Below are 12,281 nucleotides of genomic sequence, written 5' to 3'. Positions count from 1 at the left end.
CCCCTCCCGACGCGCCCTGAAGCCCTCGGACGGCCACTCGGCACAAGGCCCTCTTCCGTCCTCCGCCGGGCAACCGGCCTGGCCGAGGGGTTAGAGCATTTGGCGGCGTGACGTAGGCTGACTAATTAATAGTGGCCTGGCCATTAGGTTTGGGAGTAGGGAGCGGCCCATGCAGCTCGAGTCCCTGAAAATGTTCTGTGACGTGGTGGAGACGGGTTCCTTTTCGCGAGCGGCCCAGCTCAACCACGTGACGCAGTCGGCGGTCAGTCAGCAGATTCGCGCGTTGGAGAACCGCTACGAGCAGAAGCTCCTGTCGCGCAGTGCCCGGCAGGTGACGCCGACGCCCGCGGGCGAGCGGCTGTTTCGCGGGTGCAAGGAAATCCTCGCGCGCTTCGCGGAGGTGGAGCAGGAGATTCGCGAGCAGGCCACGGAGGTCGCCGGCACCAGCACCGTGTCCACCATCTACTCGGTGGGCCTGCACGAGCTGAACGCCGTGCAGAAGCAGCTGCTCAAGGCGCACCCCAAGGTGAACATGCGCCTGAACTACCGGCGCAATGACCAAGTCTACGACGACGTGATTCTGGGCGCGGCGGAGATTGGCATCGTCGCCTATCCGCAGCCGCGCGCGGGCGTGGACATCCTCCCGTTCCGCGACGACAAGCTCGCCATCGTCTGCGCCCCCAACCACCCCTTCGCCTCCAAGCAGAAGGTGAGCCTCACCGCGCTGTCCGGCGTGCCCTTCATCGCGTTCGACCGCGAGGCGCCCACTCGCAAGGCGTTGGACAGGCTCTTCCGCGAGAAGAACATCGACATCAACCCGGTGATGGAGATGGACAACGTGGAGACCATCAAGCGGGCGGTGGAGATGGGCCTGGGCGTCGCCATCCTCCCCGTGTCCACCGCGCAGGGCGAGGTGAAGGGCGGCTCGCTGGTGGCCAAGCCCTTCGCGGAAGGCCCCGTGTCGCGCCCCATCGGCCTGCTCATCCGCAAGGGCAAGTACCTGGACCGCGCCTCGGCGGCGGTGTTGGAGGCGTTCAAGGCCGCCGCCAACCTGCCGGTCGCCGAGGACACGTAGTCGCTAGTACATCTTCCGGAGGCGCGCGGCGAAGAACCCGTCGAAGCCCTCCGGACCTGGCAGGGTCCTCAAGTACGCCTGGGTGAGCGGCAACTTGAGGCCCGGCAGCACGGGCGGCTCGGCCGTCCACTCCGGGTGGCTGCGCAGGAACATCTCCACCTGGTCCTGCCCCTCCTGCGGCTCCAGCGTGCACACCGCGTAGACGAGCAGTCCGCCGGCCGGCACCGCCTCCTGGCAGTTCTCCAGGATGCGCCGCTGGAGCGCCGCCAGTCGCGAGACGTCCTCCTCCTTGCGGCGGTAGCGCAGCTCCGGGTGTCTGCGCAGCGTGCCCAGCCCCGAGCACGGCGCGTCCACCAGCATCGCGTGGAACTCGCCCCAGGCTTCCGGGAAGGGCTCCGAGGCGTCGTGCGCGTAGGCCTTCAGGCGCGACGTCAGGCCCAGGCGCTTCACCTCCGACTCAATCTTGCGCAGCTTGTGGGCGTGCAGGTCCACGGCGACGACGTCGTGCGACTGCGCCTGGTGGCAGGACTTGCCGCCCGGCGCCGCGCACACGTCGAGCACGCGCGCGTTGTCGGGAATGGCGCCGTACACGCCGACGAGCTGGGCGGCCTCGTCCTGCACCTGCCACAGCCCCTCCGAGTAGCCATACACATCCTCGATGCGGCCCACCGGCGGCAGGATGATGCCCACAGGTGAAATCGTCGCGGCCTTCGCTTCGACGCCCACTTCCTGCAACTGCGTGAGCAGCGCGTCGCGCGTCACCTTGGACGTGTTGGCGCGAATCACCACCGGCGGGGACTGGTTGTCCGCCACCAGCATGGACTCGGCGCGCTCGCGGCCGAACTGGCGCAGCCAGCGCTCCACCAGCCACTGGGGATGACTCTCACGCACCGACAGGTGGTGGGCGACGTCCGTGGGCGAGGGCAGCGGCGGCGCGGGCAGCTCCGCGAGCTTTCGGAGGATGGCGTTGGTGAAGCCGGCGGCGCGGGTGAGTCCCACTTCCTTCAGGGCCTGCACCGTCTCCGCCACGGCGGCGCGCGCGGGCACGCGGGTGTGGAATATCTGGTACGCGCCAATGCGCAGGGCCGCCAGCACGCGGTCCTCCATGGCTTCCAGCTTGCGGTCGGCGAAGCGGGTGATGGCGTAGTCCAGCGCGAGCTGCCGGCGCGTGGTGCCATACGCCAGCTCCGTGGCGAGCCCCGCGTCACGCGGGTCCTTGGGGGGTGACTCCGACAACATCGTGTCGAGCACCACATTGAGATAGGCGTCCGTTGCTCGGACGCGCGCCAACACGAGGATGGCGAGTGCGCGGGGATTCATCCTTCGTCGAGCCGAGTCATCAAGTCCACGAGCTGCTCATCCGAGAGCTTCGTCGAGGGGAGGTGGGACAGCGTGAGGCGCTGGAGACTGTCTTCCAGCAAGTCCCTCTGGCCATGCTCGGCGGGCGAGCCGCCTTGGATGGCCTCGTATCGCGAGCGCGCCCAGGTGGACAGCTCGGAGGCGGTGAGCTTTCCGGAGAGCCGGTCCGAAATCTTCTGGCGCACCAGCACCCGCGTGAGCAGGTCCGTCGTCGACGCCACCGACTTCGACCCGCGTCCCAGCGTCTTGCCGGACTTGGAGGACTCCGCGGCGTCGGACTTCGCGGCGGACGGCTTGCGTCCAATCGACTTGCCAGAACCGGAAGCGCCCTGCCCCGACGGGAGCGCCAGCGGCTTCGCGGGGACTCGCACGAGCGCGGACCCCGTCGTCTCCGAGGCACCCTTGCGGCCCATCGACTTGCCTGCACCGGAGGTGGAGGACTTCGCCGCCGCCGGGCTTTCGCCCTCCTGCTTGCGGCCCAGGGACTTCTTCGGCTCCGGCTTGCCGGGGGTGAAGACGCCGCTGGCGAAGGTGTCCAACGCCTCCAGATAGGGCTCGAAGCCACCGCCGGCTCCGTGCACCTGGAGGACACACGCCTCCCCGACGACGGACTCGCGGGCAGGGGGACGCAGCAGCACCTCGATGGCGGGCAGGCCCACCGCCTCCAGCCCTTCCTTGAGGGCGTACGAGCCGAAGAGGCTCGCGGGGTTGATGAGGATGCCCTCCACCGCCTCGCGCTCGGCGGCGAGCGTGTCCAGCAGCACGCCCTCGTGGTTGGACTGGACGATTTTCAGCGTCAGTCCCAGTTCCCTGGCCCGCGCGCGCAGCGCGGTATCCAGGTCCGACAGCCCGCGCGTGCCATCGCGCACACCCAGCAGGTTCAGGTTCGGCCCATGCAACACCAGCAGTCTCATGCCCATCCGCCTGTACTCGAAAAAGCGCGTCCCGTCCGCGACATATCCCCTAGGTGCCGAACGGTTGGCTGCCCACGGCCAGCTTGTGGCCCATGAGGAACTCCGCCGCCTTCATCACCCGCTTGCCCTCCGGCTGGATGTCCAGCAGCACGAGCGAGCCCTCGCCGCACGCCACCTCCAGCCCCTCCGGCCCCGCCGCGAGCACCGTGCCCGGCGCGCCCTGACCTTCCGCCACGCGCACGCGGTGAATCTTCACCAGCTTGCCGCCCAGCGTGGTGAACGCCCCCGGCCACGGCGTGAAGGCGCGCAACCGCCGCTCCAGCGCGATGGCGGGACGGTTGAAGTCCAGCTTCCCTTCGTCCTTCTCGATGATGGGCGCCAGCACCATGCCCTCCGAGGGCTGGGGCACGGGCTTCAGCTCACCGCTCAGGTACGCCGGCAGTGACTCGCGCAGCAGCGCTCCGCCCAGCGCCGCCAGCTTCGGGTACATGGTCGCGCTCGTGTCCTCCGGGCCAATGGGCAGCCGCTTCATCGCGAGCATGGGGCCGGTGTCCAGGCCCTCGTCCATCACCATCAGCGTGACGCCCGTCTCCGTGTCGCCGTAGGCGATCGACCACTGAATGGGCGCGGCCCCCCGGAAGCGCGGCAGCAGCGAGCCGTGCACGTTGACGCAGCCCATCCTGGGCAGGTCGAGGATGTCCTTCGGGAGGATGCGACCGTAAGCCGTCACCACGCAGACGTCGGCCTCGAAGCGGCGCAGCTCCTCGGCGAACGGGGGCGTGCGCAGCTTGACGGGTTGGAACACGGGCACGCCTCGCGCCAGCGCCAGCTCCTTCACGGGCGGCGCCGTCAGCGTGTTGCCCCGGCCCTTGGGCTTGTCCGGCTGGGTGACGACAGCGACGACTTCGCCCAGGTCCAAGCAGGCTTCGAGCGAGGACACGGCGAAGTCGGGCGTGCCCATGAAGATGATGCGGGGTCGGCTCATGGTGTTGCGGTTCTCCTGCGGCGACGCTTCAAGCCACGGACTTGAAGGTGCCCCCGGTGGGATTGTCCACTGCTTGACGTTTGCGCGTGTGCAGCTGGTTCAGCGTCTCCAGCGCCTCGCGGGCCTCGGGGGTGGTGGCCACGGGCTTGAGCGCGGCCAGCGCCACCTCCAGGGCATGCGCCTCGTCGGCCTCGCGCTGGCGGATGCGGTCCACCGCCTCGCTGAACCGGTCGAAGAAGCGCTTCAGCTCATCCTTCTTCCGCAGCGGGCGCAGCCGGGGGTAGCGCCCGGCGGCCAGGGCCGCGACATAGAGACTCATCACATGCACGGGGCCGGCGACCCGGTGGGTGAACAGCAGACCGAACAGGCCCAGCAGCACGCCGAGCCCCGCGGAGCCCAACGCGGTGAGCCATAGAAGCGACGGCCCGCCGTCCACTCCCGCGCTCACGGAGGACACGTGGAGCCGGTAGGCCAGCGCTCCGAACACCCCCAGGCTGCCCGCGCCCATGCCGGCCAGTAGAAGGATGTACTTGAGCTGGAACTCCCGGTCGAGCAGGTACGTCCGGCGGGTGTAGCCCGGGCGCGACGCGTTGTGAATGTCGTCGGACATGTCGTTGACCAGCGTACCCCAGGTGCCGCGGCTGATTTGCTTCCTTCGTGACAGGAGGTTTACGACGGCGGACAGGACAACCCCGCAGACGTCCAGGAGCCTGCATGAGCCGCCCCATCGCAGCGTGGTGTGTTGCCGCAGCAATCCTCTGTCTCACAGGGTGCAAATCGGACCCCAACACGCCCGAGTACTGGGAAGGGACGCTGCAGCAAACGCGGCGCGCTGAAGATCGGGTACGCCTCATCGAGGCGATGCGTTCGAAGACGAAGGTCACTGAAACCTTCCTGCCCATGCTGCACGAAGCGCTGTCGCAGGAGCGCAAGCCGGAGGTGAAGGCGGCGCTGGCCCGGGCGATTGGCGACGTGCACCACGCCTCGTCGGTGGAGCCGCTGTCGGCGGCCATCGACCCGGCGGCGGGAGACATGTCCGCGCAATTGGCCAACAAGGCGATGGTGACGGCGCTGGGTGCCATCGGTGACGTGCGCGCGGTGCCCGCGCTGGTGCCGCTGCTGCGCGCGAAGGACACGTATGCGCGCATCGAAGCCATCCAGGTGCTGGGGACGATGAAGGCGAAGGAGGCGGTGGAGCCGCTCATCGTCCTGGCCACGGACGAGGGCGTGGAGCCCTTCCTCAACAAGAAGGCCATCGAGGCGCTGGGCCACATTGGCGACGGCCGCGCGGCGCCCGCGCTCATCCGGATGCTGACGAAGGAGCGCAAGGGCAAGTCCTTCTACGTGGAGAGCAGCTTCGCGCTGTACCAGTTGGGCCAGCCCGCGGCGGATGCGCTGCTGCCTGCGCTGGAGGGGCGGGACTCGGAGCTGCTCGCCTGGGCGAAGACGAACGGCGTCAACCCGGCCAGCTACCCCATGAAGGCGGCGACGGTGCTGGGCGACTTGCGCGAGAAGCGCGCGGTGGAGCCGCTGCTCAAGCTGCTGACGTTCTCGCACTCGGACGTGCAGATTCAGTCGCTGGTGCGGATGCAGGCGGCGGATGCGCTGGGCCGGCTGCGGGCGCCGGAGGCGGTGAAGCCGCTGTCCACGCTGGTGCTGGAGACGGACCCGACGGTGCGTGACGCGTACGTGCGCGCGCTGGTGCGCCTGGGCGGACGCGACGCGATGCCCGCGCTGGAGAAGGCCGCGGGCACGGGCGACTGGTACTCGCGTGAAATCGCGGTGAAGGGCCTGGCCATGCTCGGTGATGCGCGCGAGCTGCCGCTGCTCCAGAAGATCGCCGCGGCGGAGCCGGCGCGCACCGCGGCCGACTGCAAGGCGACGGGCGAGGAAGGCTGCGACGACGCGGCGGCGCTGGGCAAGAAGCGCGCGGACATCGTGACGGGGCACGCGGCGCTGCTGGAGGCGGGGCAGGCCTGTTCGGGCAACGCGGGCTGCTGGGTGCAGCGCATGGACAAGGCGAGCAAGCCGATGCTGGAGCGGGCCGCGCTGGAAGTGGGCCGCACGGGCTCGGGCGACCACGTGCCCGCGCTCGCCGCGAAGCTGGGGGAGCGCGACACGGAGGTGCGGCTGGCCTTCATCCTCGCGACGGGGTGGCTGCTGGACGGCTCGAAGGACGCGGCGAAGAAGGTGCGTGACACCACGCTGCCGGACCTGCGCAAGCAGCTCCAGGAGGAGCAAGGCGTCACGCAGCTCGCCAGCGTCAACGAGGACCTCCGTCGCCTGCTGATGCGCATCGAGCGCACCTGAGAGGTCATGAGCAGGGCCATCGAGCGGCGCTCTCCGCGATGAGGCGTCGCTCGACGGAGCACACTCGACGCCACGCATCACCAAGCGGCGCTCTCCGCAACAGGCGCCGCGCTACGGAGACAACTGGGGCGCCGCGCGCACCGTGGCGTGGTGGAGCACGGTGAGCTGGCGCACCAGTCGGTCCATCTGGGTGCGAGACAGCACATCCATGCTCTCGTGCGTCGACGCGGTCCGAGGCAACGGGGACGGCGCGCGGCGGTGCTCCACCGCGAGCGCCAGGTCCTCCAACACGTTCCCCGCGTAGCTCGCCACGGGGGACAAGTCCTGCTTCGCGTGCCACTGGCGGCTCGCGGCCAGCGCCGTCACGGCGGCGCCGAAGCGGCGCGCATACGCGAGCAGGGCCATCGCCGGCTCCAACTGCCTCGATGAGCCCCGGTACTCGGTGAGCAGCCGCTGGAACGACGCCTCGGCGGACAGCAATTGCAAGCCCAGCTTGCGCCGTGCCTCGCGCACCTCCGGCTCCGCGTCCGAGCGCGCGGAGGCCACGCTCAACAGATACTCGCGGTCGGCGCGCAGTGCGTTCGCCACCTGCTCCGGGAAGCGAACATGCTCCGGACTGGGCCATAACAGCCGCGCGCCCACGAGCGCGATGGCACCACCAATCATCGTGTTGGCGATGCGCACCCCCGCCAACTCCCAGTCGCCCGTCTGGATTTCGGCCAACAGCACCAGCGCGGGGGCGAGCAACACCTGGAAGAAGGAGAGACTCATCGGCTTCACGGCGATGGCCACGGCGAAGAACACCATGATGGCCCCCAGCAGCACGGCCGGGTCCCTGACCAGCGCGACGAGCCCCGCCGCCAGCGCCCCACCCAACAACGTCCCCGCCGCGCGCTGCAACCCGCGCTGGAACGTCATCCCCGAATAGGGCTGGAGCACGACAATGACGGTGATGATGACCCAATAGCCATGGTCCAACCCCAGCCCCCGCACGAGCGCGGTGGCGAGCGCGGCTGTGACGCCCAGCCTCAGCGCATGGCGGAAGATGACGGAGTCCGTGCCCAGGTTGTCCCGCAACGGCTCCAGCAAGGGACGGCCCTTCAGCGAGGCGGGATGAGGCCCCATGGGCAGGTCCGACTCGACGGGGCGGCCGTCCTCCAGGTGGTTGGCCACCTCCAGCAGAGCCTCCGTGTACTCCCGCAACCGGACCAGCAACGCCTCCGCATGCGAGTACGCCGCGCGAGCCGAGTCGGACAGACCGCCCTCTGCCACCTGCGCCGCCAGGGCGCGCCGCACGCGCTCGGCATTCCACGTCGAGGGCTCCGACTCCCCCTTCTCCTGTTCCAGGGCGCGAGCGATGTGCCGCAAGTCCCGCGAGTGCTCCGAGAGCGCGCGCTGCACCTCCGCACGCAGGGCGTGGTAGCGCGACTCGCGAGGCGCCACCTCCAGCGTCTCTGGCAGCGCCACCAGCAACGTGAGCACCGCGTCCGCGCCTTCCAGCAGCACCAGCAGGTGTTCACCCCGGTCGCTCTCCCCTGCTCGCTCGCGACGGGTGGAAGCCAACACGCCTCGGGCCTCCTCCAGCGACTGGCGCACGCGAGACTCCCAGTCGACGACCTCCACCAGATTGGGGGGCGCGGTGGGGCCCTCGAGCGGCCACTTTCCGACCGCCTCCGCGCGGTCCGCCAGGTCGCGATAACAGCGGGCGATGGCGAAGCGCGCGGGGCGATAGGGCCGCAGCGGCCACAGCACCAGCGCCAGCATCATCGCCCACAAGCCCCCCAGGATGAACAATCCGGAGCGGGACAGCGCGGCGGCGAAGTCATGCGCCGGCAGCGCCAGCGACACCACCGTGTAGTTGGCGAGCACCACGCCCATCAACCCGGGGGTGTCTCCATACGAGCGCGCGAAGCCGCACGCCGTCACCCAGGCGAAGGTGAACAACACGGCGGCCCATGACGGCAGTGGCCAGGCGGAGACGAGTCCCATCACCGCGCCCAACAACGTCATGGCCCCCATGGTGACGGCCCTGTCGCGATAGGGGCCACCCCGGTCCACGAGCGTGACGAAGAGGCCCGCCATGCCCACCCAGGTCGCGGCGGGCAGGTGCTGCGTCGCGGCGACCACCATGGGCACGCCGACGGCGAGCGCGGCGCGAAGGCCCGCTCCCAACGCGGGACGCGCGGGCTCCAGTCGGACGAACGACTCGACGTGACGCCTGAGCGAGTTCATGGAGCGAAGAAGGTCCCCGTCGTCACACCGCTCCGTCCTGCTCGCCCGTCCACTCCAGGACTCCGGGGCCCGCCGCGGCGCGGAAGCAGTCGGAGAACCAGGCCGTGGCCATGCGCCCAGCGGAGGCGAGCGGTCCTGGCTCGGGAAAGCCCCGCGAGGCACCGTCGAGCAACTGGAGCGCCTTGCGTGTCTTCGAAGGAAGCCTGTCGAACACACCCCGGACCAGCGACATCCGGTCCGCGTCGTCGCCCTCGCCGATGAGCAACGTGGGCACCCGCACGTCCGCGAGGAGCGCGCCGGCCTTGTCGGGTCGGCCGCCCAACGTCACCACGGCCTGCACGCCTCCGGGCTGATGCGCGGCGGCCACGAGCACGGCGGCCGACCCCAGACCCGTGCCGAGGTAGCCCACCGGAAGCAACGAGAGGCTCTCGTCACGCTGAAGCCAGTCACGAGCCACCTCCAACCGGTGCGCGATGAGCTCCACGTGGGAGCCCTGTCGCAACGTCCAGTCCTCGGCCAGCTCCTCGTCCGCAGTGCGCAACTCCAGCCACAGCGTCGCGAGCCCCGCCGCATGCAGGACACCATGGAGCGCACCGCCGCCACCGCTCGCGTCGGCTCGCGGTGAGTCCGCATCCCCCGCGAGGATGACGAGCCCGCCCGCTCGCTCGGGAACGACGAGCCGCCCCGAGAGCAGGCGGCCGCCCACGCCCACCTCCACGTCACGCTGGTGTACGCGCATCGACACGCCTCCCACGAAAAGCAGGCCACCGCAGGGGCCCGGGTCCGCCCGGTAAAGCTGGGACCCGTTCGCGCTTCTGGCAGCACCCTCTCTTGAAGAAACAGGGCAGGCCGGCGGGCGGGCGCTCGACGTGTCCCAGGCCCCGACAAGATGAACGGCCGTTCCCCGAGGTCTCGCGACAACCATTCCCGAGCGGCTCGGATGGCATCGAAAAGACAAACATCCCTGACCGCCTGCATCCGGCCGGAAATGAGCCCCCGGTCAACCGGGTAGCCCTCCCGCGCGGAACCCTCCGCGCATGGGAGGAAACATGCGTCGAATCATGATGAGCGCGGCACTGATGGTGGGACTGGGCGGAGGCTTCAGCGTGGGAGCAAACCCGTTGCCGACTGAATCCGCGGGACCGACCCTCCCGGGCATCTGCAGCAGGAGCTTGTGCCAGCACCAATGCAGCCTGTCGGGAGCCACCGGCACCTGCTTCAACGGGATGTGCATCTGCACCATCGACCTGTAGCGGGCCTGCTGTCGTAAGCGCCAGCCAGATCTCCAACCTCGCTAGACTTCCTCGAACTCGGCCCCTGAGACCTTCGCGCGCTCAAGGGCCGCTTTGATGTCCTCGGAGACGATGAGAACTCCGGACCATCCCCAGGTGCGGAACACCTTGGCGTCACCCACCTTCGAGCGGTCAATCCGCAGTCCATAGACGCTTCGGTATTGACCGAGCTTCTCTGGCCGCTCGTCCTCGGCCTTCCAATACAGCACCTCTTCCGATGCCTTGTCGTCGATGCACCGGACAAGCCGTGTCGCCACGAGAATGAGGTACTCATCCGGGCAGCCTTTGATATCCACGGGTATCAGTTGCACGTCATTGGGGGCCAACTCCGCGAAGAGGGTGGCCACCCTGACGTGGACAACGGGAGTCATACCAGCGCCCGCGGTGCTGTAGTCCAACCGTCTTCCGGACTCATCGATGGGAATCGCCAGACGGCCCGAGACCTGGGCGGGCCGTCCGGACGTAAATTCCCTGAAGTCCTCCAGCTCACGGCCCTGGCTGTCCAGCGGTTTGTCCAGGGACCATTTCCCGCGCTGCATTTCCGGCTTGAGCCTGAAGTATCGAGTTGGATTCAGCATGGTCATTGCCTGCGTGCCTAGGCTACGGCCACAACCGAGCCCATGCGCTGGGACTTTCACACGGGCGTCGCCACCTCGCGCCCTGGTGCAGTCCCTACCCTGCTTCGCGCTCCGGCCCGTAGTCCTCCGCGTCGTCCGGGAAGGGCGCGGGCGCCTCGTCCTGGAACGAGCTGGGCAGCAGGCTGAACGGCAACAACTTGGCCAGCGCGGCCAGGAGCAGGAAGCCTCCAGGCGCCGCGAAGATGGCGAGCGCGGGAATGGCCTTGGCCACGTCGATGAGCTGCGCGCGCATGCGGTGCCGCTCGTCCTCCGTGAGCTTCTGCCGCCGCGCCAGCTTCGCCACCAGCACCGCCAGGTCGCCCGTCTCGCGGACCTCCTGCATCAGCCGGTAGAAGTTCTTCTCCAGCGTCTCCTGCATGCCGGCGACCATGTCGTCGCCCATGGCGCTCGCCGCGTCCCTCACGGTGAACACATCGACGATGGAGCGGTGGCGCGCATAGAACTCCGCCATCTCCAGCTCCAGCCGCCGCAGCTCCTCTTTCGGCACGTGCAGCGCGTCCGCCAGCTCGTCGATGAAGGCCCGCTCACGCCGCGTGCGCCGGCCATCCACCAGCGCCGCCAACAGCGTCTGCTCCAGCAGGAAGTGCCGCATGTCCACGCTGCGCACCTGGCGCACCACGTCCCGCACGGAGCGCCGTCGCTCGAAGGACTGCTTCACCGCCGCCTTCAGCTCGGAGGCCATCGCCGCCGGCAGCTTCAAATCCTCCACCTGCTTGAGGATGGCCCGCCGAGCGGGTGTGCCCGGCTGCCGGTCCACACACGCCAGCCCCGTCAGCACGTCCACCAGCAGCGCCTTCTGCTTCGCCGCGAAGTCGGAGCGCCGCCGCACCTGCTCCTTCAACAACCGCCCGCTCGCGAAGTAGTCGATGGCCTGCCGGCAGAACAGCTGCGCGTCCGCGTACTGCGCGCCGTTGTGCAGCACCAGCCCATACACCGGGTCTCCGGCCAGCGTGGGCTCGCGCTTGCGCAGCGCCACCTCCACCTTCGCCACCTGGCGCTTCGTCACCGGCTTGCCCGCCGCGAGCTGCTCGGCCAGCGTCGACGCCAGCTCCAGCTCGCCGGACAACACCGCGAAGAGGACCAGCAGCTGCTCGCCCCGAGGCCCGGCCGGCGCGCCCACGTGCCGCGCCAGCTCCAGCGCCAGCGTCGCCAGCGTCCGCACCACCGCGTGGAAGAGCTGATCCTCCAGCGCCCGGGCATGCAGCTCCGTGTCCGGACCCGCCTCCAGGGACTCGGGAGGGTCCGCCGGCGTGCCGTACAAGAGCCCACTGGCGCGAAGGGTGCGCCGAAGGTACGCCCGGGCACGGGCGCGTCCCGAGCCCAGATGCAAGGCGGTCTCCTCCGAAGCGGGCGTGCCCATGTGAGCGGCGACCGCTTCATTGAGGAGCGGAGTGAGCCACCCCGCCTTGCTGAAATCCAACACCGGAACACCCCCGGACCCGCCTCGTGACGGTCCGGCGGATGTAACCCACCCGC

Annotated in this window: 11 protein-coding genes; 3 read left to right on the top strand and 8 right to left on the bottom strand. The window is 69.4% G+C overall.

Annotated elements, in window-relative coordinates:
- Positions 1 to 169: 169 nt before the first annotated feature.
- Positions 170 to 1,075 carry a LysR family transcriptional regulator gene (locus tag FJV41_RS43180; protein WP_141648466.1) on the top strand — a complete coding sequence of 302 codons (906 nt, stop codon included), beginning with the start codon at positions 170 to 172 and terminating at the stop codon, positions 1,073 to 1,075.
- 3 nt (positions 1,076 to 1,078) lie between these two features.
- On the opposite strand, the gene rsmB is transcribed toward FJV41_RS43180, so the two are convergent.
- From rsmB to FJV41_RS43160, 4 genes are read right to left on the bottom strand one after another with little or no spacing between them, the layout of a single operon-like run.
- On the bottom strand, positions 1,079 to 2,395 hold the full coding sequence (gene rsmB, locus FJV41_RS43175; protein WP_141648465.1) for a 16S rRNA (cytosine(967)-C(5))-methyltransferase RsmB: 1,317 nt from the start codon (positions 2,393 to 2,395) through the stop codon (positions 1,079 to 1,081).
- Positions 2,392 to 3,354 (bottom strand): type II 3-dehydroquinate dehydratase, encoded by a 963-nt coding sequence (locus tag FJV41_RS43170; protein WP_246137781.1) that lies wholly within the window; start codon positions 3,352 to 3,354, stop codon positions 2,392 to 2,394. Before FJV41_RS43170 ends, rsmB begins: the two co-directional genes overlap by 4 nt.
- Before the next feature lie 43 nt (positions 3,355 to 3,397).
- The gene (gene fmt, locus FJV41_RS43165; RefSeq protein ID WP_141648464.1) at positions 3,398 to 4,333 is read right to left on the bottom strand and encodes a methionyl-tRNA formyltransferase; all 936 of its coding nucleotides are present in this window, start codon (positions 4,331 to 4,333) and stop codon (positions 3,398 to 3,400) included.
- A 28-nt stretch (positions 4,334 to 4,361) separates the two neighbouring features.
- A complete protein-coding gene (locus tag FJV41_RS43160) occupies positions 4,362 to 4,943 on the bottom strand; it encodes a signal protein (RefSeq protein ID WP_141648463.1) in 582 nt (193 codons plus the stop codon).
- Positions 4,944 to 5,194: 251 nt separating this feature from the next.
- On the opposite strand from FJV41_RS43160, the gene FJV41_RS43155 reads away from it, so the two are divergent.
- The gene (locus FJV41_RS43155) at positions 5,195 to 6,643 is read left to right on the top strand and encodes a HEAT repeat domain-containing protein (protein ID WP_281291604.1); all 1,449 of its coding nucleotides are present in this window, start codon (positions 5,195 to 5,197) and stop codon (positions 6,641 to 6,643) included.
- Between the two features lie 111 nt (positions 6,644 to 6,754).
- Here the strand turns inward: FJV41_RS43155 and FJV41_RS43150 are convergent, their stop codons facing one another.
- A complete protein-coding gene (locus FJV41_RS43150; protein WP_141648461.1) occupies positions 6,755 to 8,875 on the bottom strand; it encodes an FUSC family protein in 2,121 nt (706 codons plus the stop codon).
- A 22-nt stretch (positions 8,876 to 8,897) separates the two neighbouring features.
- A complete protein-coding gene (locus tag FJV41_RS43145) occupies positions 8,898 to 9,614 on the bottom strand; it encodes a dienelactone hydrolase family protein (RefSeq protein WP_141648460.1) in 717 nt (238 codons plus the stop codon).
- Positions 9,615 to 9,924: 310 nt separating this feature from the next.
- On the opposite strand from FJV41_RS43145, the gene FJV41_RS43140 reads away from it, so the two are divergent.
- Entirely contained in the window at positions 9,925 to 10,128 is a 204-nt protein-coding gene (locus tag FJV41_RS43140) for a hypothetical protein (protein WP_141648459.1), read from the top strand.
- Between the two features lie 41 nt (positions 10,129 to 10,169).
- Here FJV41_RS43140 and FJV41_RS43135 read toward each other — a convergent pair whose 3' ends face one another.
- Positions 10,170 to 10,706: an imm11 family protein gene (locus FJV41_RS43135; RefSeq protein WP_246137780.1), complete on the bottom strand. Its 537-nt coding sequence runs from the start codon at positions 10,704 to 10,706 to the stop codon at positions 10,170 to 10,172.
- 133 nt (positions 10,707 to 10,839) lie between these two features.
- The gene (locus FJV41_RS43130) at positions 10,840 to 12,135 is read right to left on the bottom strand and encodes a TerB family tellurite resistance protein (RefSeq protein ID WP_246137779.1); all 1,296 of its coding nucleotides are present in this window, start codon (positions 12,133 to 12,135) and stop codon (positions 10,840 to 10,842) included.
- Between the last annotated feature and the right edge of the window lie 146 nt (positions 12,136 to 12,281).

The organism is Myxococcus llanfairpwllgwyngyllgogerychwyrndrobwllllantysiliogogogochensis (assembly GCF_006636215.1).
GTDB classification, from domain to species: domain Bacteria; phylum Myxococcota; class Myxococcia; order Myxococcales; family Myxococcaceae; genus Myxococcus; species Myxococcus llanfairpwllgwyngyllgogerychwyrndrobwllllantysiliogogogochensis.
The sequence above is the reverse complement of the archived record's forward strand: the minus strand, read 5'-3'. Positions and strand labels throughout refer to the sequence as shown.

What these genes read in the sequence shown, in the direction of transcription:
- FJV41_RS43160 (WP_141648463.1), bottom strand. Translation starts at nt 4,943, where the DNA reads ATGTCCGACGACATTCACAACGCGTCGCGCCCGGGCTACACCCGCCGG.
- FJV41_RS43155 (WP_281291604.1), top strand. Translation starts at nt 5,195, where the DNA reads ATGCGTTCGAAGACGAAGGTCACTGAAACCTTCCTGCCCATGCTGCAC.
- FJV41_RS43150 (WP_141648461.1), bottom strand. Translation starts at nt 8,875, where the DNA reads ATGAACTCGCTCAGGCGTCACGTCGAGTCGTTCGTCCGACTGGAGCCC.
- FJV41_RS43170 (WP_246137781.1), bottom strand. Translation starts at nt 3,354, where the DNA reads ATGGGCATGAGACTGCTGGTGTTGCATGGGCCGAACCTGAACCTGCTG.
- fmt (WP_141648464.1), bottom strand. Translation starts at nt 4,333, where the DNA reads ATGAGCCGACCCCGCATCATCTTCATGGGCACGCCCGACTTCGCCGTG.
- FJV41_RS43140 (WP_141648459.1), top strand. Translation starts at nt 9,925, where the DNA reads ATGCGTCGAATCATGATGAGCGCGGCACTGATGGTGGGACTGGGCGGA.
- FJV41_RS43135 (WP_246137780.1), bottom strand. Translation starts at nt 10,706, where the DNA reads ATGCAGCGCGGGAAATGGTCCCTGGACAAACCGCTGGACAGCCAGGGC.
- FJV41_RS43145 (WP_141648460.1), bottom strand. Translation starts at nt 9,614, where the DNA reads ATGCGCGTACACCAGCGTGACGTGGAGGTGGGCGTGGGCGGCCGCCTG.
- FJV41_RS43180 (WP_141648466.1), top strand. Translation starts at nt 170, where the DNA reads ATGCAGCTCGAGTCCCTGAAAATGTTCTGTGACGTGGTGGAGACGGGT.
- rsmB (WP_141648465.1), bottom strand. Translation starts at nt 2,395, where the DNA reads ATGAATCCCCGCGCACTCGCCATCCTCGTGTTGGCGCGCGTCCGAGCA.